General features: G+C 43.4%; 18 protein-coding genes. 16 read left to right on the top strand and 2 right to left on the bottom strand.

All coding sequences use genetic code 11. From position 1 onward, the window contains the following. Nucleotides 1-43 precede the first annotated feature (43 nt). Nucleotides 44-3556 (top strand): PDC sensor domain-containing protein, encoded by a 3513-nt coding sequence (locus tag CDH51_RS12690; protein ID WP_100628899.1) that lies wholly within the window; start codon nt 44-46, stop codon nt 3554-3556. Continuing rightward, nucleotides 3557-4756 (top strand): tetratricopeptide repeat protein, encoded by a 1200-nt coding sequence (locus CDH51_RS12685; protein WP_100628898.1) that lies wholly within the window; start codon nt 3557-3559, stop codon nt 4754-4756. Here the strand turns inward: CDH51_RS12685 and CDH51_RS12680 are convergent. Beyond that, complete coding sequence (locus tag CDH51_RS12680; RefSeq protein WP_198514303.1) at nt 4753-5979, bottom strand: FtsX-like permease family protein; 1227 nt, start codon at nt 5977-5979, stop codon at nt 4753-4755. The two genes, CDH51_RS12685 and CDH51_RS12680, sit on opposite strands and share 4 nt — an antisense overlap. Before the next feature lie 12 nt (nt 5980-5991). Next, nucleotides 5992-6378: a 30S ribosome-binding factor RbfA gene (gene rbfA / locus CDH51_RS12675; protein ID WP_026946719.1), complete on the bottom strand. Its 387-nt coding sequence runs from the start codon at nt 6376-6378 to the stop codon at nt 5992-5994. Between the two features lie 80 nt (nt 6379-6458). Here rbfA and CDH51_RS12670 point away from each other — a divergent pair, with 80 nt between their 5' ends. The 14 genes from CDH51_RS12670 (at nt 6459) to CDH51_RS12610 (ending at nt 22212) form a co-directional block, all read left to right on the top strand. Further along, nucleotides 6459-7847, top strand: coding sequence for a hypothetical protein (locus CDH51_RS12670; protein ID WP_100628896.1), 1389 nt, complete (start codon nt 6459-6461; stop codon nt 7845-7847). A gap of 75 nt (nt 7848-7922) precedes the next feature. Continuing rightward, nucleotides 7923-9287: a hypothetical protein gene (locus tag CDH51_RS12665; RefSeq protein WP_100628895.1), complete on the top strand. Its 1365-nt coding sequence runs from the start codon at nt 7923-7925 to the stop codon at nt 9285-9287. 249 nt (nt 9288-9536) lie between these two features. Then, nucleotides 9537-10145: a DUF4255 domain-containing protein gene (locus tag CDH51_RS12660; RefSeq protein ID WP_024283980.1), complete on the top strand. Its 609-nt coding sequence runs from the start codon at nt 9537-9539 to the stop codon at nt 10143-10145. After that, nucleotides 10142-11272 carry a hypothetical protein gene (locus CDH51_RS12655; RefSeq protein ID WP_100628894.1) on the top strand — a complete coding sequence of 377 codons (1131 nt, stop codon included), beginning with the start codon at nt 10142-10144 and terminating at the stop codon, nt 11270-11272. The genes CDH51_RS12660 and CDH51_RS12655 overlap by 4 nt, the downstream gene beginning before the upstream one ends. 11 nt (nt 11273-11283) lie before the next feature. Beyond that, a complete protein-coding gene (locus CDH51_RS12650) occupies nt 11284-13011 on the top strand; it encodes a phage tail sheath family protein (protein ID WP_100628893.1) in 1728 nt (575 codons plus the stop codon). A 23-nt stretch (nt 13012-13034) separates the two neighbouring features. Next, complete coding sequence (locus CDH51_RS12645; protein WP_100628892.1) at nt 13035-14474, top strand: phage tail sheath family protein; 1440 nt, start codon at nt 13035-13037, stop codon at nt 14472-14474. Between the two features lie 20 nt (nt 14475-14494). Next, entirely contained in the window at nt 14495-14929 is a 435-nt protein-coding gene (locus CDH51_RS12640) for a phage tail protein (RefSeq protein ID WP_024283984.1), read from the top strand. A 3-nt stretch (nt 14930-14932) separates the two neighbouring features. Continuing rightward, a complete protein-coding gene (locus tag CDH51_RS12635; protein ID WP_100628891.1) occupies nt 14933-15406 on the top strand; it encodes a phage tail protein in 474 nt (157 codons plus the stop codon). Between the two features lies 1 nt (nt 15407). Then, nucleotides 15408-15563 (top strand): DUF5908 family protein, encoded by a 156-nt coding sequence (locus tag CDH51_RS20080; protein WP_165967576.1) that lies wholly within the window; start codon nt 15408-15410, stop codon nt 15561-15563. A gap of 4 nt (nt 15564-15567) precedes the next feature. Further along, complete coding sequence (locus CDH51_RS12630; protein ID WP_100628890.1) at nt 15568-16359, top strand: CIS tube protein; 792 nt, start codon at nt 15568-15570, stop codon at nt 16357-16359. A 3-nt stretch (nt 16360-16362) separates the two neighbouring features. Next, nucleotides 16363-18114, top strand: a complete 1752-nt coding sequence (vgrG, locus tag CDH51_RS12625) for a type VI secretion system tip protein VgrG (protein ID WP_100628889.1) — start codon at nt 16363-16365, stop codon at nt 18112-18114. A gap of 3 nt (nt 18115-18117) precedes the next feature. Beyond that, nucleotides 18118-18396 (top strand): PAAR domain-containing protein, encoded by a 279-nt coding sequence (locus CDH51_RS12620; protein ID WP_024283988.1) that lies wholly within the window; start codon nt 18118-18120, stop codon nt 18394-18396. 1 nt (nt 18397) lies between these two features. Beyond that, nucleotides 18398-18811 carry a GPW/gp25 family protein gene (locus CDH51_RS12615; protein ID WP_100628888.1) on the top strand — a complete coding sequence of 138 codons (414 nt, stop codon included), beginning with the start codon at nt 18398-18400 and terminating at the stop codon, nt 18809-18811. Continuing rightward, nucleotides 18808-22212, top strand: coding sequence for a baseplate J/gp47 family protein (locus CDH51_RS12610; protein WP_100628887.1), 3405 nt, complete (start codon nt 18808-18810; stop codon nt 22210-22212). Before CDH51_RS12615 ends, CDH51_RS12610 begins: the two co-directional genes overlap by 4 nt.

Raw genomic sequence — 22212 nt, 5'->3', positions numbered from 1 at the left:
TTCAGATAATTATAATTAAATTCCTTTTCCATTTTTTTTTACCATGCGTATAAAAATTCTAAAGGTTTGGCTTTTTCTTTTGCCTGTAATTGGCATCATCGGGACTGTCTTGTATATCCAGTCATCGAATAATATCACCGAACTGGAAGAGCAAAACCTGAGAAGTATACAGGCAGTCAAAAATGATATGCAAGCTGCTCTGCCTGATTATTATCAGCGAGTGGAAGGTTATATTTTCAGAGAGGCCTACGCTGTTTATTCGGAAGATTCGATTAGTAAGGAGTCCCAAAAATTCGTCGACCTGCTTGCCAATGTCTTTCAACCTGACATCGAAAGGGTCCGCTTGGTAGGTAAAAGTCAAGTTCCGCTCCCATCTCTTTCATTAGATCAAAACGAACTCTCGCGAAAGAATTTGAGGGTGAAAATCCCCTCAGATAAAATGAATTATTTCACGAGTTATGGATTTACAGGAAAATTTGAAGCCAGCTCAGAATCCATCAAAGATGCCGTTATTATTGATGTCACCTTTCCTATCGAGGAGCTTCTTAGAAAGCAGGAAAACAACAAAGTATTTCAGCAATTTTTTATATTAAATAGTCAGGGAGAAGTAGTCTATCCCGAGGAGCAATTAGGCCTTCAGCTACTTGAGCCTTTCCCCCTTACACGAGATAGCCTAGGCGTGGTAAGATCTGGGGTTTATCATGAAGTAATCAATTTTTCCGGATTCAAAAACAGAGCCTATATCGCTCCGGTGACACTGGAAAACCTTCAGCTTTTCGCAGTAGGAACAGTTCCCGAGGCCCAATTCATGAAAGTAGGCCTTCGGATCAATTTTTCCTTGCTGAGCATTTTGCTTTTCTTCTTGGTTATACTCATTTCTTCCGTGCCCATTTTGGCCATTTTAAATTTGGGGCTTGGAGATTCACTGACAAGGTCCAAAATTCTTCAGGTGGGTCTATCTCTTTTGGGCTTGACCTTGATTTTGGGATTTGCCTTTTCTTTTTTCAAAAATATACCTGACCCACTTCAAGAGACTAAAAATATACGCCTGACCCTAGACCAACAGTTCACTGATAGTCTTTGTCGCTTTAATACGATTTTGAGGGATTTTCAGGATCAAGGTGAAAAAAACACTTTTGGACAGGTAAATGAACTGATAGAATTCTCCGATGATGGCCTTGCCAAACAAATGTATTTTCAAGGTCCGGGCCTGGATTTGAATTTTGGAGATGGCTCAAATTCACCCATTGACTTGAGTGACCGGGCTTATTTCACGTATTTCAAAGAAGGCGACAGTTCCGTTTTCATCAACTCTCATTACAGTAGGGGAAGTGGTCAACTAGAGTCAGTAATCAGCAGGAAAACTAATGAAGGAAACATCCATGCTGTAACATTCAAGCTTCAACCAGATGCGGATATCAGTAAAAATTTCCGATTCCTCCTCATCAAAGAAGATGGAGGAATATTATATAAAAGCCAAAAGATAATCTCCCCTATTTCCAACCTTAAGGAAGGAGTCAGTCTGGTCAAATGGCAGGAAATCGAATCTATTCTAGAAAACAATAGAGACTTGGGTGAAAATCAAACTCTCGAGGTACCCTTCTATCTAAACGGTCATCATTACACTGGAGTATTTTCACGGATAAGGGATACGGGATTTGACCAACCGGTTTGGATGGTCTTCCTAGTCAATCACAACCTTACCCATGTATTTTCCTCGCTTTCATCCTTGGAAGCCGTTTTGATTTTATCAGCGTATTTTCTGATTCTTCTCCTTTCTATGGCCGCACAGGGGCTATCTCGACAATTATTGACTGATTTCGGATTTAACACCTTCCTGTTTGAATGGCTTAAGCCGACCCAGCAAAATCTTCGAAAGCTCAAATATCTGACTTTCGCTTTTCTGATTTATGGGGGGATCGTCCTTACGATCTATTATTATTTACCACTTGATCCGATCCGCCTACTACTCCTATTGATCATTTCCTCCCTCTGGATTTCATTTATCAACCTAGCAACAGATTCCAATAGCTCGAAAGGCAGCTCTTCGAAAAAATACCACCTCAATGAGACAGCCTATGCACCTTTAGGAATCAACCTTATGATCATTTTAGTATCGGCTTTGTCTGGCTTAATTAGCTGGATTCCTATTCTCATTTTGAGTTTATCGGCTCTTGTCCTGACTTATTTGTGGCATGGATTCGTCAAAAAAATCCCGGGAAGAATCAAAATCATTCCTGCCTCCAAAGTACTCCCTGTTTATCTCGTGACCTGGTTTCTAATGGTGGGATTTATTCCCGGCTATCTTATTCAGTCCAAGACACAGATTTTCGAATCAAAAATCTGGAATAGCGTCAAAAGCTCTGAAAAAGAGGAGCAAAACCTTCAACTTGAGAGTCTGGAAAAATCTCGAAGATCGATCATGATGACGGTAACCGATCCTTTTGATCAAAAAATTCTCGACTTTATCACACCAAATCAGACAGTCTTTCGGGCAGCCATGCAAGGTACCTCCAAAAACTTGAGCTTTGGAACTGGCTGGATTGGAGTGATCGGACTCCTATTCCTTTTTGGCTTTTTGATCTATTATTTGCAGCGTACCATTTTCTTCACATTTGAACCTGTACATGAGGATAATTTCGATCTCAGCCAGCCAAAACTTTTTGTATGCAGCATTGACTCTGGGCATTTTGACGAGATTATGGATCAATTGCTTTCCAATAGCACTAAAACTGTGGCTAAGATTGACTTCCTGACGCAAGAGATCAATTGGCAGTTTAAAGTAGACAAAAGCTACGACATGTATATTTTTCAAAATTTCCACTGTCTAGCTGACCCTACAAAAGCCATTGAAATCATCGAAAATCTAGACGGTCCAGGCAAGACCATTTGGATATGCTCTGGAAAAACCTGGCCTGAGTTGCTATCAAAAATCAAGGACAATGATCAGTCCATGCGTTTCTCGGAGGCTTTTTCAGATTTCCGATTTAAATTCTTAGCCATTCCCCATGAAACCCTTGAGACAGAACCCGGCTTCGAAAAACCAGAAATTCTACTTAGAGAAATGCGAAGCAGAAAGGCATTTTTTACCAATATGTGGGCAGAACTTTCATTTTTAGAGCGCTTAGTCTGTTATTCATTTGCTCAAGAGGGATTCTTTAGCCCCGCCCGAAAGGATGTCATGATTGGGCTGGCACAAAAAGGAGTCCTAAAACCAAAGGATACAAAAGTCAAAAAACCGGTTTGGCTAGAAAATCCCTGGCTGGAATGGCAACTCTACAGTCCGGTTTTTAGAAAATATATTTTGGACCAAACCTCAGAATCAGAACTTGAAGCCTTCCGGGTTTTTGAGAAAAAACAAGGTAATGCCCAGAGCATTCAGGTTTCACTGGTCAGTTTTGCATTGATCTGTCTTGCCTTGATCGGTATTTTCGACCAGAATTTCTTCTCCGAGGCCTATGCGTACCTAACCGGTTCACTCGGATTGCTAGGAAGTGTCTATGCACTTTTGAACCGTGGGCTTTTAAATTTTAAATTTGGGAAAAGTAATTCCTGAATGACCCGAATCTTTCTTGTCCTTTTATTCATTTCCCTCAGCGGTTTTGGCCTTGCCAGACAAAACAGCCCAAAAAATGACTTTGAGGCTGCCTTGGAAGCCATGGATCGTGAGGATCAGGAAGCAGCTTTTTTTCATCTGGAAAACTGGCTGAAAAGCTACCCCCAAGATGCGCTTGCTCACTGGTATATGGGTCAGGTCTATGAGTCCTTTCCTGGAGAAAACACTCCATTCGCACTCGAATACTACAATCAAGCCATCAATTTGAATCCACAACTAGCCTCCGCCTACTTCAGTCGTGGGAGAATATTTCTTCAAATGGAAAGGTTTGAAGCTGCAGAAAAGGATTTTTTGACCTTTCAAAATCTTCCCAAAGGAGAAACCAATCAAATCTTTTTCGAAAAAAATTCCACGCAAGCTGGCGTATCTGGAATTTTCACCCTTCAGGGAAATCTATCAGCAAAAGTCTTTTACCACCTTGGGCTTTGTCAGATGGGGATGGAAAACTATGAAAAGGCCAATGAGTATTTTGACCAAGCGATTGAGATCCGACCCGAACCAGACTATCTCACTGAGAAAAGCCAAGCTTTGCTTTCTCTCGATCGGAGCAATGAGGCGGAATCTGCTTTAATCACAGCTTTGGAAATAGACCCAGATCATTTTCTTGCTCAAGAACGTCTTGCTTTGATTCGGGGGAAAAATCCAGAAGAATTGATCGAGCCACTAAATATTGCCGTAAAAAACAAACCCAATGAACCCCAAGTATGGAAAAAACGGGCCTATTATTTTTTAGAAAGAGGAAATTGGAAATTGGCAGAAAGAGACCTTAGGGAGGCCCTTGCTTTGGACAATCAAGACGCTGAATTATATCTATACCTAGGAACGATTGCGTCCAGGCAGCAAGAATGGGCTCAAGCCGAAAAGTACTACAGCGAAGGGCTTTTTCTGGATGAAACCAATACGCAAATCATCCTTGCCAGAGGGCAAGCTCGCTATCAACAGAGTAAATTGGAAGAGGCGCTGGCAGACTTTATTCAATTGATAGGCATAGATCCCACGCTTCCTACGGCCTACTATCACCGAGGAATCACGCTCCTACGGATGAAAAGAAATCAAGAAGCCTGCGAAAACCTACAGCTTGCAGCCAATTGGGGAATGGAAGCCGCCCAAGAAGTCATTAAAAAAGCCTGTCAGGACTAGAGTTCGTCGGTAGTCTTCACCCTTGAGGCGATCCAGGCTGGTCTCCAGGAAGCTACCAATGTGATCAAAATGACCACCACGGTGATCCAAGCAAAGTCAGTCCAAACCATTCGAACCGGATAAGCATCCACGACTGCAGAGGCAATGCCTAGAGACACCAATCCAAAACTCTCCTGTAGCCAAACAATAGCAAATCCCAAGACTAATCCTATTGCGGCACCTACCACGGCTATCATTGCGCCTTGCTTCAAAAATATCTCCCGAATTAGCTTATCCTTTGCGCCCAAAGCCTTTAGCATAGCAATGTCTTTCTTCTTTTCAATTGCGAGCATACTGAGGGAAAAGAAGATATTGAAGGAGGCAATGGCCAGAATAAAGCTCAGGGTCAAAAAAACAAATAGCTTTTCAAGCTTGACAGTGCGGAGCAAGCCGGCATGTTGTTCATCGGTATTTTTTACTGAAAAATCAGGTCCAAGGTGAGCCTTCAAATTTTCTTGTACCTCATCAATGGAATATCCATCCGAAATCTTGATTTCCAGAGAAGTCCGTTTGTTTCCATAGTTCAATAGCTCTCGGGTGAACTTCAAAGGGGCAATTACATACTCATCATCGAATTGACGCTCGACTGAGAAAAATGCAACCGGCTCAAGCGAAGCGGAGGAATAGAGTTGATTGGGATTGAGAGTGGCCGCGCTTCGAGGGGCTTTTGGGTAAAAGACCTTTAAGGGGACATTGACATCCTTGAGATTTACAGACAAGAAAAAACCAACTCCACGACCCATAATGGCGCCGGGTCTGAGGTCGTTTCCCAGCGTGGTGTCACCCCAAAAATACCCTCTGGAAAAACGATCCTGCTCCAAAAAATTATCCGAAACTCCTTTGATGGTAGCTACTAATTGATTGCCATTGTAGTCCAAAAGCGCATTATCTTCGATCACTTCGGTAAGTACAGCTACTCCCTCTACGTTTTGGATCCCATCTAGCCATAAAGAATCCACTTCGAAACTTTTGCCGAGCACAGCCTCTACTTTCAACTCCGCATCGAAGCTGGCAAAAAGTCCCCGGATCAGATCTTCCAGTCCATTGAAAACGGACATGACTATCACCAATGCCATTGTACCAACTGCCACTCCGATCATGGAGATAGTCGAAAGCACCGTGATAAAGTTTCGCTTCTTTTTACTGCGAAAATACCGGGCCGCTATAAAATAGCTGAGGTTCAAGTATCCAAGGAATTAATCTTCATCTGACTCATCTTCCTCCTCATCTGGTGCTGGCGGAATCTCCAATCCGGAGATCACCTGATCCATATGCTGGGCATAAGCCGCTGACTCATCCGGAAAAAATGCCAACTCAGGAATAATTCGAACAGACTTGCCGATTCTCCTTCCCAAATGATGTCTAATTTCTTTTTTGTGCTCCTGAATGAGCTCGTAAGTAGACTGCGTGTCTGCAAGCAAAAAACTAAGGTAAACTTTTGCAACACTTAAGTCAGGACTGACAAAAACCCTCGTAATCGTCACCATTGCCTTTCCTACCAGGTGTTTAGCCTCTTTTTGAAATATTTCTCCCAACTCCTTCTGCAGAAGTTTTGCGTGTTTTTGTTGTCTTTTGCTTTCCATTTGAAGTATTTATGGTACAAATTTAGCGAAATACTTGGGCAAGCTTTAATTTCGACCCAGCTAACCCCAATTCTACAGCCTTGTTTCAATTTTTCAAATTAAACGATCCATTCCGAATAATCGGTGTAGTCTTTTTTCTACTCCTCTGGACTATTCTTTATTTGGTGTTTGCGGACCTTCCGCTCACTCAGCTTCAAATGAGTTGGATGCTGCTCGGTGAGCGATTGGGAGATGGATTGCTCTTCTATCGCGATTTAGTAGATGACACAGGTCCCTTGTCGGCTGGCTTTTTCTTTCTGATAGATTGGATATTTGGAGGCAGCTCTCTAGCCTATCAAATCATCGGCAGGATTTTGATTTTCATACAAGTGATCTACTGGAACAGCGCTCTCATCAGATACCGCGTCTTTGATGAAAATACATTTATCCCGGCTATTGTTTTGCTGAGCCTATTCCATATTAGCTTTGATATGCTGAGCCTAAGTCCGGCACTATTGGGTAGTACCTTTGTGATATTTGCGCTATCACAGCTATTCTCCCAGACCATCCTCCAAAAAGAAAGTAGTGAGGCTACCTTATTGATTGGAATCTATGGTGGGTTGGCTACGGGTTTTCATCCCATTTATATCGTTTTTCTTCCCTTTTTGATTATCGTAGGAGTGACTATTAGTGGTTTTAGCTTTAGGCAGTTGATCCTATCGCTGATTGGCTACTTCACGCCTTTGTTACTTATCGTGGTTTATTATTTCTGGTCGAATGGACTGGAAGATTTTCTGAGAATTTGGCCTTTGAGTTTCACATCCGAAACATACCAGTTTCATACCTTCGCCACCTTAGGAATTCTCTTTGCATTTCCACTTGTTTTGGGATTTTTAGGATACTTTTTTGGAGTACTATCTAAAGGAGCTTCCATCAATCAGCAAAAACAGCGGCAAATTTTATTTTTCTGGGCAATCTTCGCTGGCCTAGCCATTTTCATTTCCAGGCATCACGCAGCTTTGGAAATGATGGTTTTTCTCCCATTAATAAGTTATTTGATTACCGCTTTTTTCTTGGGGGTGAAGAAAAAATTACCTCTACAGATAGGCTTTTTGGGCTTGGTCATTCTTCTGCCTTTGGGTTCTTGGTGGTTTTGGGCAGAAAACAGATCGCTACAATCGGAATATTTCTTAAAAGAATCTGCAAATCCACAATGGCCGGGAAAAAGTGTCCTAGTGCTTGACAGTGATCTTTCTTTATACCAAGACCATTCCATGAAAGGCCCTTTTCTAAATTACTACTTATCCCAGGAGCTTTTGGAGAAGGAACGAACCTTCGCTAGAAAAGTGCAGCTTTTTAGAATGATCAATAAGCAAATGCCTGAAGTGGTTTATGATCCACATGGTGACTTTGGGCAATTGCTGAGTCAGTTCAAGGAGCTTGAACGAAAATATAAAATGGAAAAAACGAATGTATTTATCTTGAAATAAGGGTTCAAACATTTGTATTTCAGCGATTTAAAGTGTTATTTGAGACTGGTTCTTACTTTTTAACCCAGTTCACAAATGGATCGTCTCAACGATATTTTGAATGCTTTTTCTACACAGGAAAAGGAACAATTACTTCATTTAGCATCTGCAAGAAATACAGCCAGGTCAAAAAAGCTAGACCTACTTAGATTACTGATTAGAAATCCACATGAAGAGGATGACTTTTTTGCAAAAAGACTTTATCCTAATCATCAAAGCAATGCTTTTCCCCAGCTGAAAAAGCGGCTAAAGGAAGAGATCAAGGAAATCTCTGTTTTGATCAAGCCATCTGCAGTCAATACCAAAGCCCATCAGCGGATCAGGTGTTCTGAATTGATCTTACAATCTCAACTGCTGCTTGCCCGAAATCTTCGAGACGAAGGGTCAAAACTCCTTCAAAAGAGCCTGGAATTGGCCATTGAAGGTGGCTTTCACGATTTGGCACTGACTGTATTCTCCATAGGACAAGAATATGGGTCTGGCCACGTACTCAGCACCAAAGACCTTCCGGAGCTCGAGCTTGCCATCAAGTGCCATTTGCAGGTATTGGTAAGCCAGTCTGAAATACAGGCTGATGGAAAATTGCATAGCTCCAATCGATGGTTGAGACAGATGATTCAAAAACTGAATGCAAATCGGAAACAATGGGGACTGGTAAGCAGCCTCAAAAATTCGATCCAAAAAAGAGATTATGAGGAGGCGAGCCTATTGATGGAGCAAGTAGAAAGAGAGGAGTTTTCCGAACCGGATGACTACTCTGCCTTGTGTGAATTTCTTCATGCCAAGCTGCAATTGCTCTTCGAAAAAATGGACTTTCTCCCAGCCCAATCCCTTTGCGAAGAATACCTACAATCAAAACTCAAAAATCAGGAAGTTCCATCGACATTTTTTCAATATTATTTCCTTTCACTATTTCATCAAAAAAAATGGGACGAGGCATTACAGGTAATTCATCAAAAACTTAATGGACCCGAACTTCAGAAAAATCCACACTGGGAATATTGGAAAGCTTTGACATTTTTCTCTTTAGAAAAGTATAAACCTGCGTTGAAGTTAATTCATGATTGCCAATCTCGCCTCAAATCGGTTCCGGATTATTATTTGGGATCAAAAATGCTGGAGTTAATGATTTTGTTTGAGCAGAAAGATATGGACTGGCTTGAGTACAAAATGGAAAACTTTCGAAAACTCCTTTCTCGATGGAGCCATAAGGCTAGCATTCGATTGAATTCTGCCTTTCATTTGCTCTCAGATCTACATCAACACACCGAGGTAGAAAGGCTTCTGGAATCTTCACTTTGGGAAAAACTCAACCAAAGAATAGGAGAATACAAGTGGCGCCCAGATGGATTTGAATTACTTCCTTACGATCAGTGGTTTTATAAAAATATTGTTAAATAATTTCTAAATAAAATTCAATATTTAAATTTTTTTAATTCTTTAATCAAATAAAAAGCAATTTAGATATTAAAAAGATAGAGATTATTTTTAAAATCTTTTTGATTTACAATCAATTGATAATCAATTAATTAAAATATTTTCTTGAGAATTTTTCAAGTTATTTCAATCTGATTTTTTCCTATCAAAGCCCAAGCCACTTCAATACCTTAAGAGGGTCTTTATATTCTTTCATTCTTTCACTTTTAGTCGATGATCCATTCTGTTTTAGAATTTCTTACGGATGAGTTAAACACCTTTATCAAACTAAAGGTAGGCGATCCTACGACAACTCGGATTTATCTCTCAGGAGTAACCAATGAAGCTGGAATAGCCATTCCTGATCAATCTTTGGGTATTTCCCTGATCAATATCGAGGAAGAGCGGGTCAATAAAGATCAGCAAAACCGATTCGTCAATGCAGTGGGAAAAGTCGAGAAGCGAAACCCCGAAATACGACTCAACCTCTACGTCCTAATCACGGCTAATTTTCAAAATAAGAATCCTAACAACTCCTCGGATGATTATGTGGAAGGGCTAAAGCAGCTAAGCTATGCGATTTCCTTTTTCCAATCCAAAAACGTCTTTACGCCTGAAAACAGCCCCGGCTTGGGGAGTTTCGATCCCAATCTTCAAAAGATAGTAGTGGAATTGTACAGCTATTCCTTTGAGCAGCTTTACAATTTCTGGTCTGTGGTAGGTGCAAAATACCTGCCCAGTGTGCTGTATAAAATCAAGACCATCAGCATTCAGGAAAATGCAGTCCTCGAGCAGGGTGAGCCGATCGAGCAGATATTCACACAAAGCCAGCACAAGTCATGAATATCATCTACAAGAGACTTTTCGAGCTTTCGATACGACACGAGTTTTTCGCAAATGGGAAAGGAAGAAACCTAAACCTAATTCCCACCAAAGAAACGCAGAACCTTTTCAAAAGTGGGCGAATGCTTTTTAGAGATACTCCCAATGGCACCTTAGTTTTATATCGGGCAAAAAATGATTTAGTAAGCCCTGAAATAGATCTTCCTCGGCCGAAAACATTCACTTTTTTGCTTCAGAGTAATGATCAGGCTTTTATCCAAACTGTCAGCGATTTTGACAAACTACCCAGAAAATTTTCTTCTGGTGACTTTTTACATTTTCAAAATCTCCCTGCCCAAGCTTCCACCGATTCCTCGAATCCAGAGTCCCTAGAACATGAGATCTTGGACGGAAGACGTCCCATGAGATTCAGCTCAGAATTAGTACTAAACCCAAATCCCGGAACAGTCATTCTTCAAGTCCTGGATTCGGATGGGAACAAAATCAGCTCAGGTCAGGATTTCAATGGCCAAGCATTTCCAGTAGACCGAAATATTCAAGCTGAGCCTGATGGAAAGGTTCGATTTGAAATCAATCTAAATGGAAAAAAGGAAGGAGTCTACACAATTCGACTCCGAAATGACTTAGATACCACGACGCTATGGACGCGTGACTTTTTTTTATCCGCAGATCCAAATTTATCAAATAGCCTTGGTGTAGTACAGATTCGATACAGCAACTCACCGGATCATTTGTATGGATTGCAGGAGTTTTATCGCTTACAACTAAACAGAAAGACCTCAAAGTGGACGTACTACATCGTCAACCAAAATAAGCGAATAGACTTGAGCTCATCTACCCTGATCATCGAGGACAGGGAAAATCCCCCAAGCTCACCCTATTCACAATATCAATTTGATCAGTTGGGAAGTACTCCCCATCCAGATATCCGGATCAATGATCACGAAACGGTCATTTTCAGATCGCAGGTACCCATTCCATATTTCGAAAGGCCCAAGCTCAACCTTGAGCTCCGAAGAAATCCAGGCAATCGGGTTTTATTTTCTCATTTACCCAATCCTCTCCGGCACAGCCCTGTCAAGACTGACGGAGGAGACCCTATATCCGAAATCTATGTATACATCTAGCATCACAGACCATGGCAGACTTTAAAACTCCGGGAGTTTATATCCAGGAAATCTCTACTCTTCCAGCCTCCGTCGTACCGGTAGCCACTGCTATCCCTGCCTTTATCGGCTACACCGCCAAACGGGAGAAAAACGGAGAAACAATCGCAAACAATAAACCAACCCGGATAACTTCATATCTGGAGTTTAAGGAAATATTTGGGGACTCTTTTTATGAAAGGTATGAGGTCAGCTTGACGAGCACCGAACCGGGCTATACGATTACCGACCCTAGCCATTTTTCCAATTATTTATTACCCTACCATGTCTATCTCTACTTCCTAAATGGAGGAGGACCATGCTACATCGTATCTGTGGGCACTCACATTTCCAATCCCAGTGGAAATGAAATTGATCCTGCAGCCTTACTGGCAGGTTTAGCAGCTCTAGAGGAAGAGGACGAACCAACACTTCTTGTAGTCCCCGAAGCGGCAGTTCTTTCGGATGTCAACCGTACCACACTACATGACCAGCTTTTGGCACAATGTGCAAAGCTTCAGGATCGCTTTGCGATAATGGATGTCCTACACAATAACAACGATACACCCCTTGAGGATGCCACGGCATTCAGAAATCAGGTAGGCACATCCGACTTGAAATATGGAGCAGCTTACTATCCGGGTTTGAAAACATTTTTATTCAGAAACTTCAATGAGAAAACGCTCATTTTGACAGACAATCGGGGTGGTACAGCACAAGGTCCTTTTCACCAAATGCCTCTAGAAATGCTTGGAACGGGTAGCAACCGGGCAGTAGGCATTATCCAAATCACCAACAACGCTAACCTTGATCTGGACTCCTTCACTATTGACACAGATACCTTTAACGAAGGAACAGAATTTACCAAAGAGCCTGGCCCTTCAGCCAATGCAGGGTCAGCAGAAAACTTACTGGTAGCCATCCAAGCAGCTGCAAATCCCAACTACACCGCCCGAAGGTCAGGAGCTACGATCATCATTGAAGCTACTGCCGAAGGAAGTGCTGGTGAAAGCCTGACTTTGACTTATACAGACAATGGAGACGGAGGGGCTACTATTAGCCCTGGAGGCACTCTTCGAATCCCTCAGGCTGAAAAATCACTCTACAATGCCATCAAGGCGAAGCTTGAATCCAAGGTTATGACTCTTTATCCTTCTGCAGCAATGGCGGGAGTATATGCTCGAGTTGATGGTCAACGAGGCGTATGGAAAGCACCGGCAAATGTGAGCCTGCGCGGCGTATCTCAGCCATCTGTGCTTCTCTCATCGCCAGATCAGGAGCCACTCAATGTGGATGCTACCTCTGGAAAATCAATCAATGCCATTCGGCTTTTCCCAGGCAAAGGCAACTTGGTCTGGGGAGCTAGAACACTGGCCGGAAATGATAATGAATGGCGATACATTCCAGTCAGAAGGCTCTACATTTTTGTAGAAGAGTCAGTCAAAAAAGCTACTGAGTTTGTGGTTTTTGAGCCCAACGATGCAAATACTTGGATGAGGGTAAAAGCCATGATCGAAAACTTCCTATCCGGCCTATGGCGGGAAGGAGCACTGGCTGGGGCAAAACCTGAACAGGCATTTTTTGTCCGGGTAGGATTGGGTCAGACCATGACCTCATTGGATATTCTGGAAGGCCGAATGAATGTGGAAATCGGCATGGCAGCCGTGAGACCTGCAGAATTCATCATCCTGAAATTCTCTCACAAACTTCAAGAAAGTTGATCTAACCATTAAAAAATAAAACCATGGCAAATTACTTCACACCAGGCGTCTATATAGAGGAGATCTCTACACTTCCTGCATCAGTAGCAGCAGTAGAGACAGCCATACCTGCCTTCATTGGTCATACCGATAAGGCTACAAAAAACGGAGAAGATGTACGGGGTGTTCCTATTCGAATCACCTCTATGCTTGAATATGAGTCCATCTTTGGCAAGGCCAACCCGGAGGCAATTACCATCACGATCACGGATACTTATGGAGGCCCTCCTACCAAACTTACTGAGCGAACTATTTCAGCAGCTTTGACTTCATCGGCCTCTGTCTATAAGATGTACTATAGCCTTCGAATGTTTTTTGACAATGGAGGTGGGCCCTGTTACATCATATCAGTCAATGACTTCACTGCAGGGCCGAGTGTAGGAGACCCGACAGACAGCACCAGTCTCCTGGGAGGATTAGCAGCTTTGGAAAAAGTAGATGAACCAACACTCATTCTTTTTCCGGATGATCTCTCACTGGCAAGTGCAGGACAGGTATATGAGCAAGCTCTTGCTCAATGCGAAAAGCTTCAGGATCGCTTTGTCATCATGGATTTAAAAGAGGAAGGAGCAGGCCCCATTACGGATGCGGACAATTTCAGAGGTTCATTCGGCATCTCAGATCTGAAATATGGAGCGGCATATTACCCCAAGCTCAAATCAGCCTTGAATTATGGTTTTGATAATAGCTCAATTACAGTCGCACAAAGCAGTAGCTATGAAGGAACCGAAACTCCTGCTCCGGCTACCCCAACAGATGCAAATGGGCAGACGCTCGACTGGATCGCCACGAATGATCCGAGCCTGCACCGAGCTATTCTAGCCGAAATAGCAAAACTCTATGTGACTCTTCCCCCAAGCGGAGCGATAGCTGGTATTTATGCCAGAGTGGACAGTCAACGGGGCGTGTGGAAAGCCCCTGCCAATGTCAGCGTACGATCTATCATCGGACCTTCCATCAAAGTGACTAACGAGCAACAAGGATCTCTTAACGTAGATGCTGCTTCAGGAAAGTCTATCAATGTCATTCGCAGCTTCACCGGAAAAGGAACTTTAGTCTGGGGAGCCCGAACCTTAGCAGGAAATGATAATGAATGGCGCTACGTACCCGTAAGACGACTCTTCATTTTCATTGAAGAATCAGTTAAAAAAGCAACCGAATTTGTGGTCTTCGAGCCCAATGATGCCAACACCTGGCTTCGGGTGAAAACCATGATCGAAAACTTCCTTTCCAAGCTTTGGAGAGATGGTGCACTGGCTGGAGCCAAACCGGAGGATGCCTTTTTTGTACGAGTAGGACTCGGAAGCACCATGACAGCTCAAGATATTCTCGAGGGAAGGATGAATGTAGAAATCGGATTGGCAGCAGTACGACCTGCAGAATTCATCATCCTGAAATTCTCTCACAAACTTCAAGAATCATAAACCATTAAAATCTCAATACCATGGCAGTAGCATATCCAGTTTCCGTCTTTCACTTTCAGGTAGAGTGGGGCGGTACCCGAATAGGTTTCACCGAAGTGTCCGGCCTGACCGTAGAGCTTCAGTCTATAGATTATCGAGAAGGAAGCTCTCTGGAATACCACGTCAGTAAAATGCCCGGCATTCCTCAATACAGCAATATCACACTCAAAAGAGGTGTATTTCGAGCGGATAATGAGTTTTTCCAATGGCTGAACACAGTCAGGAAAAATAATATCGAACGTCGGGATCTCACCATCAGCCTTCTCAATGAAGAACACGAACCAGTGATGGTATGGAAGGTCAAAGAAGCTTGGCCCTGCAAGGTAGAAGGACCTTCGCTCAACTCCACTGGGAATGAGGTGGCCATCGAGACGATCGAGCTTTGCCACGAAGGACTTTCCATCGAAACTCCCTAATCTATGGCGCTTTTCTATCCACCCACCGGATTTCATTTTCTGGTTCGATTTGAGGGTCTACTACTCAAATATCCGGGAATACCGGATGTAGGATTTCAGGAAGTAGGCGGCCTAAGCGTGGAAATAGGAGTAGAGGAATATGCTGAAGGAGGAGAAAACCGCTTCAAGCATCGAATGCCAAATCCAGTTTCCTACCCAAATCTTACCATGAAAAGAGGAATGCTAGTCGGGTCCCAACTGATGAAGTGGTTTAAGGATTCGGTGGAAGCTTTTCAATTCGAGGCACAGGACATTACAGTAATCCTACTCAATGAGCAACACCTGCCACTTCAGGCTTGGAATTTCATCAATGCCTGGCCGGTCAAATGGAACATTGAAGGACTCAATGCGATGGAAAACACCCTGATGATCGAGTCAATTGAATTTGCTTATCAATACTACCGAAGAATTGACCCAACAGACCTATTACCGATTTGATATGCCCATTGAAGTCAAAGAATTAATCATTCGTACTACCGTGGATACGGCAGATGAAAAGCCAACCGGTACAAAACGGCCGATTCCTCGAGTGGAAGCTTTAGAAAAAGGAATGGAAGAAATCGTCCATCTGATCAAAAATAAAAACGAACGCTAATCTCATGGCACTTAAAGACATATTTTCACCGCTAGGAGGTCTGGAAAAACTGAAAATCACCGCTTTTTCGGATGACTTTTTCACTTCCTCCAGGCAGACTTATGTCGTCATGTACAATCCGACTGCTTACAGTCAGGAGGTTCAAAATAAATGGGTGCCAGAAGAGGGACTCGCTGATGGAGCCCAGAATCAATTTCGTTCCAACCAATCTGAATCGGTCACCTTCGAGTTTTTATTTGATGCGACAGCTGCCTCACCGCCGGGAAATGATTCGCCCGGAGACATCAACCTGGATTATTTGGGAGACAGCAAGCCAAATACAGATTTGATCAGTAATGACAAGGTATCTGCGATCCAACTTATCCAAGAGGATAAACATGTGGACCGGGCCATTCAGCGATTCCTAGACATCACTCAAAAGATCCAATCTGACACGCACAAACCCAACTTTCTACAAATCAACTGGGGTGCTTTTCAGTTTCGGGGAGTGCTGGAAAGCGCTACGATTAATTACAAACTCTTCAATTCGGCAGGGCTTCCTATTCGGGCAACGATTTCAGCCAAATTCAAGCAATCCATTTCCAGAGAAGAACAGGCCGCAGAGACAGCCCGCAACTCGCCTGATCTTACCCATGTCCGAGTGGTAAAAGCAGGAGATACACTTCCCATCATGTGCCAGAGGATTTATGGTAACCCTGATTACTATTTGGAAATAGCTAGAATCAATCAATTGAAAAACTTTCGAAAACTAGAAATAGGACAGGAGCTTTCCTTTCCGCCAGTTCAAAAGAATTAAACTATGCCCATCATTCCCGTAAGCGCTCGTACCAATCCAGATTTGGCTACCTATACTATCCTTTCGGAAGGTCAGGAGCTCCCTGCTTCTGTGGGAGTTGCCATGCTTGCTGTGACTTATGCTATCAACAAGGTTCCCGCTGCCAAATTGGTGCTCTTTGATGGAGATGTGGCGACGGGTGAATTCGAATTAAGCGACGGGGACTTATTTGTGCCTGGGAGAAAAATCGAAATCAAGGCAGGCTACAATAATGATGAGGAACAAATCTTCGAAGGAATCATCATCAAACATGGTCTGGATATCAGCAAGGATTCTTCCAAACTGGTTTTGGAGCTTCGAGATCCTGTCATTCGGATGACCGTGGGAAGGAAGAACAATTACTTTTTTGATTCTTCCGATTCAGAAATCATTGAAACTTTAATTGGCAGCTATCCTGACCTAAGTGCAAATGTGGAAAGCACCCAGCCAAATCATGCTGAAATGGTGCAGTATTATTGCTCAGATTGGGATTTTATGCTTACCAGAGCAGAATCTTCCGGGAAAATAGTCCGCGTAGCTGCAGGAGAGGTAGAAGTCTTCAAACCTGACACTGGCAGCGAATCGGTACTTGAACTGGAGTTTGGAATGAATGTGATCAGCTTTGAAGCTGAAATGGATGCCCGAAGACAATACTCTTCCAGCAAGGCTGTGAGTTGGGATGCATCCCTCCAAGAACTGAAAGAAAAAGAATCTGCCAACCCCAATTTGGATATCCATGGGAACATCAGTCCGGATGACCTTGCCGCAGTCATTGGGCTCAGCGAAAACAAGCTACAGCACGGCGGACCCAAAAAAGACGAGGAACTTCAATCTTGGGCCGACACCAATCTTTTCCGAAGCAGACTATCCAAAATCCAAGGAAGGCTAAAGACCTTAGGAAATAACAGTATCCGTCCGGGTGATTTGGTATCACTACAAGGATTTGGAGATCGATTTAATGGAAAAGCATTTGTCTCTTCGGTGTATCACGAGATTTCCCCTAATCAGAAATGGTTTACTCACTTAGGAATTGGTCTGGACCCAAAGCTCATTGCCTACACTTACGATGATATTCAGGATGCTCCTGCAGCAGGACTTTTACCCGCCATCAAAGGACTGCAGGTTGGTAAAGTGACGATGCTACAAGACGATCCGGATGGAGAATACAGAGTAAAAGTCGTCATCCCTATGATCAAAGCTGAGGAGGAAGGAGTTTGGGCACGATTAGCCCAAATTGATGCCGGAGATGGTAGGGGAAGCTTTTTCTATCCAGAAATCGAAGATGAAGTGATCGTCGGATTTATCAACGAAGACCCACGGGATGCAGTAGTCCTTGGCAAACTCTACAGCAGTGCCAAAGCAGCACCTCTGGAACCGTCAGATGACAACCACGAAAAGGGAATCTTCACACGATCCGGAATGCAAATAGTATTCAATGATGATTTGGTTTCTCTCATCATAAAAACTCCCAATGGAAATAAAATCCTACTCAGTGAAGATGAAGAAGCGATAATTATTGAAGATGAAAATAAAAACCGCTTTCAGATGAGCAGTGAAGGAATAGAGCTAGAAAGTAATAGCAATATCAAGATGAAGGCGTCTGGGGACATCATTATGGAAGGCACCAATATAGAATTGAAAGCCTCGGCAGGATTGAATGCTGAAGGTGGTGCTTCAGCAGCATTTACTTCCTCAGGGAGTACAGAAATTCAAGGGTCTATTGTACAAATCAACTAAGCTATGCCAGCAGCAGCAAGAGTCACCGATCTTACAAATCACGGAGGAACCATCGTTGGGCCCGGACAAGCAACCGTACTTATTGGAGGTATGCCGGCTGCAGTAATGGGCGATATGCATGTGTGCGCCTTACCACCCTCCGGACATCAGCCGACCTCTAGCCCATTTACAATAGGAAGTGCCACAGTAATGATCGGAGGCGTACCAGCCTTGCGAGTTGGAGATACCTGTGGATGTGGCGCATCAGCAGTCATTGGCGAACCCACTGTAATCATTGGATGATATGGAAGACAATAATTCATTTTTGGGAAGAGGCTGGGGATTCCCGGTATCCTTTGACAAAGGCTCAGCTGAAGTAGTCTTGGCTGAAAAGGAAGAGGACATTCGGCAAAGTCTCATCATCCTACTGAATACCACAGTTGGGGAAAGAGTCATGCGACCGGATTATGGGGCCAACATGGAAGACTTGCTTTTCGAAGCTCTCAATGTCACCACGGCTACCATCATCATCAACAGAATCAAGCGAGCCATTTTATTTCATGAACCAAGAGTAAAAGCGGAGGAGATCGATATGCGTCCAAATTATGAGGAAGGCAAGGTGGAAGTGCTCATCAACTATCGAATCATTGCCACCAACAACCGAAAAAATCTAGTCTATCCATACCTAAGTATTGAAGCTACAGACACCGAACTATGAGTCAGGACAATTGCCATAGCCTAGTCGCTCCAGGAAGCGGAACCAACCGGGGAAACCGGCTGCTGGAAAGCCTCTTGCCTAGCTATGTGGCTGTAGATGCCAGGAAGTTGGACGAGCTCAAGGCTTTCGCAATTGGCATAGCCGAGCAACTCCGATTTGCTGAATCCAAGAAAGTTGGTGATAAGGAAATAGTGGAATTCAATGGGGATTGGAAACCGTTTTTCGAAAAAAAGATCAGCGAAGACGAAAGAAACTCCCCTCACTTTGCGCTTTTCCTGGCATTTCTTCAAGCCTTCTCCCTCGCTCAAAAAGAGCTGAACAGCTTGAGCAAAAAGCATCTGGACTTTTTCTACAGAGATGTTTTAAAGCTTCGCGAAAAACCAGCTGAGGCAGACCAAGCCTATTTGATTTTGCAGCTGGCCAAGCATGTTCACGAATACCTTTTGCCAAAAAACACTGGTTTCAAGGCTGGAAAGGATGATTTGGGGAAAGAAGTCACCTTCAAAAATCCAACAGACCAAGTCTTAAATAAAACAGAGGTAGCAGCTATTCAAGCCTTGTATCGGGATGAGAATTCAAGATTTTACAAATCCAGCATCGCAAATTCATTAGACGGAAAAGGCGGAGAAATAGCTGAACCTGACGGAAGATGGGAGTCTTTTGGGCGACCTAATGCGCTTTTCCCGGATTCTGAAAGAGAAATGGCCATTTTGGGATTTGCCATTGCTTCCCCTACGCTACACTTACAAGAAGGTCATCGGAAAATCAAACTTTCCCTTCACATCAAAAAGAAAGAAGGCCTCTTTGACAAACTTCTTTCGCTACACCTAGATTCCTCTTTTCGCTTTTGGTTGAGCGGTGAAGAAGAATGGATCGAAGCAAGCCCGTACCTGCCGGAGTCTGAATTGGAAGCAAAACAGGAGGCTTTAGATTTTATCAATAAGGCTTCCAAATGGTCGGATATTGCCGGGATTGAACCACAGATGGGGAGAATATTTGACAACCCTGAATTTGGGAAACACCGTCCTTTCCGAGGGTATGACATCGGAGAAGTCACCGCCAAAAACATCCTTGCCAGGAGAACTGCATTGGGAGGCCGATTTGAGGAGCTAGAGCAATTGAAGGATGTCAGAGGAATGGGAATGGACAAGTTGGAAGATTTGGAATACAGCTTTAGAACCAAAGCCCATTGGATTCAGCAAAAGGAAGAGCAGCTTGTACTGGTTTTGAGTATTCATCTCAATCCCGATCAGGCCGCAGTAGTCGCATATTCCGAGGAGGTGCTTTTACAAAAATTCAAGACGAAGCAACCTGTCCTTAAAGTCGAATTGGCCGACACAATCCAAAGCTACCCTTACAGCGTCCTGAAAGAAGTCGAAGTGACTGCTGTCGATATCCGAACCGAGGTCAAGGGTGTGGAAAGCCTCATTCTTCAAAATGATCAATCCATTCTTCCTGTGGGCAAGAATATTTTTCCTTTTGGATTTCGGCCCCAGATAGGCTCTTCATTCTACATTGGTAGCAAAGAGGCCTTCGCTAAAAAGCTAGAGTCCTTAACCCTTCATTTTGAATGGTTTGGTCTCCCATCAAATTTTGGTGATCATTATACTGATTACACGAATTCAGGTCGTAGCAACGACAGCTTTTTGGTCCAAACTGCCCTACTCGATGATAAAACTTGGGTAGAAGGCCCTCAACTGAATCTCTTTGAACAAACCAATAATCAAAACCTTCAAACCAATCAGGCCCTTTCATTCGAAAGTACTTTTTTGGAAAAATTACAGGCTGAGCCCGACATGCCCTCATTTACGGAATGGGGACCAAGTATTCGGAGGGGGTTCCTTCGACTGAGTTTGGCAGGAATAGATTTTGGACATAAGGAATATCCAAGTGATTTGGCCAAAGCTATCATTGCCTTAAATAAGGATGAAACAGGAAATACTCCACTCCCAAAAGAACCTTATTCCCCCGAAATCAAATCCATTAAACTGGATTATGTGGCTACAGATAGTTTTTCATTGGATCGGGATTCTGAGTCTGATTTTTTCCATATTGGTGCGTTTGGAGAGGCAAAGCTAGATTCCAATCCCAAAGGCTTGAAACTACTTCCCGACTATGAAGCAGAGGGCATACTTTTTATCGGTTTAAAAAATCATCTCCCAGCTCAGTCATTCCAATTATTGATTCATGTCTTGGATGGAAGCGGCAACCCTGAAAAGCCTGTGCCCACCGTCAATTGGAGCTACTTGAGTGACAATACCTGGATTTCTTTTGACAAGTTGGACATCACCGTGGACGAAACCAAAGGGCTAATCCAAACTGGGATAATTGGCTTCACGCCTCCCAAAGGAGCGAATGCTTCCCATACAATCCACTCGGATGGACATACCTGGATCCGAGCTTCAGTAGAGAATAATAGTGACGCCATTCCTCTTTTCACTCAGATTTTAGCTCAGGCGATTCGGGTGACTTTTGAAGACCAAGACAACGATCCGGACAGGTTGGCTGAAGCACTTCCTGCCAATTCCATCTCCAAGCTAGTATCCGGACAAAGTCAAATCAGTAAAATATCTCAGCCTTTTGCATCCTTTGGGGGAAAAGTCCCTGAGCAACCTGAAGATTTTTATCAGCGAATCTCAGAAAGGTTAAGACATAAGCAACGAGCCATTACACGCTGGGATTACGAGCATTTGGTGCTAGAGCAGTTTCCTGAGATCTATCAGGTGAAGGTTCTCAATCACACCTTCTACGATGGAAACCTGGAGAAATACCGGGCATTGGCACCTCGCCATGTGACCGTTGTCATTATAGCCAATGTACTAAATCAAAATGCGATCGACCCACTGAGGCCGAAAGCTAGCGTCGCGCTGATCGCATCGGTACGGGAATTTCTTCAAAAAATCAATCCTCCGGGGGTATTCCTTCATGTGGTAAATCCTATTTACGAGGAGCTGCAGGTCAAGACTAAAATCAAATACCGCCCTGGAATCGATGCAAGCTTTTTCACCAAAAAACTAGAAGATGAAATCAAAACCTTTTTATCACCATGGGCCTATCAGCTGCCCGAAGGATTTGATTTTGCAGGTGAAGTACACAGTTCAATAGTTCTCCACTTCATCGAAAAACGGTCTTATATCGACTATTTGACCTGTTTTGAATTGTATCAGATTATCCGAAATCCCGTCGATGGGAGTCTGATTTCCAAGAAAAGGGTCGAAGAAGCAAAGGGTAGTACCGGGATTTCAATCTTGGGATCAGCCGGTGTCATTGGCAACTATGGGGATCATCTGTTGGAAATATTAGAAAGCGAGGACTGCGAATGTCCTGATAATGAAATAAAAGCCGCTGTAACGATCGCCTCATCTGAGGACTCAGACATGGACGAAGCCTACGAAACCTAA

Origin of the sequence: Algoriphagus formosus (genome assembly GCF_002807035.1) — a bacterium.
Classification (GTDB): domain Bacteria; phylum Bacteroidota; class Bacteroidia; order Cytophagales; family Cyclobacteriaceae; genus Algoriphagus; species Algoriphagus formosus.
The sequence above is the reverse complement of the archived record's forward strand: the minus strand, read 5'-3'. Positions and strand labels throughout refer to the sequence as shown.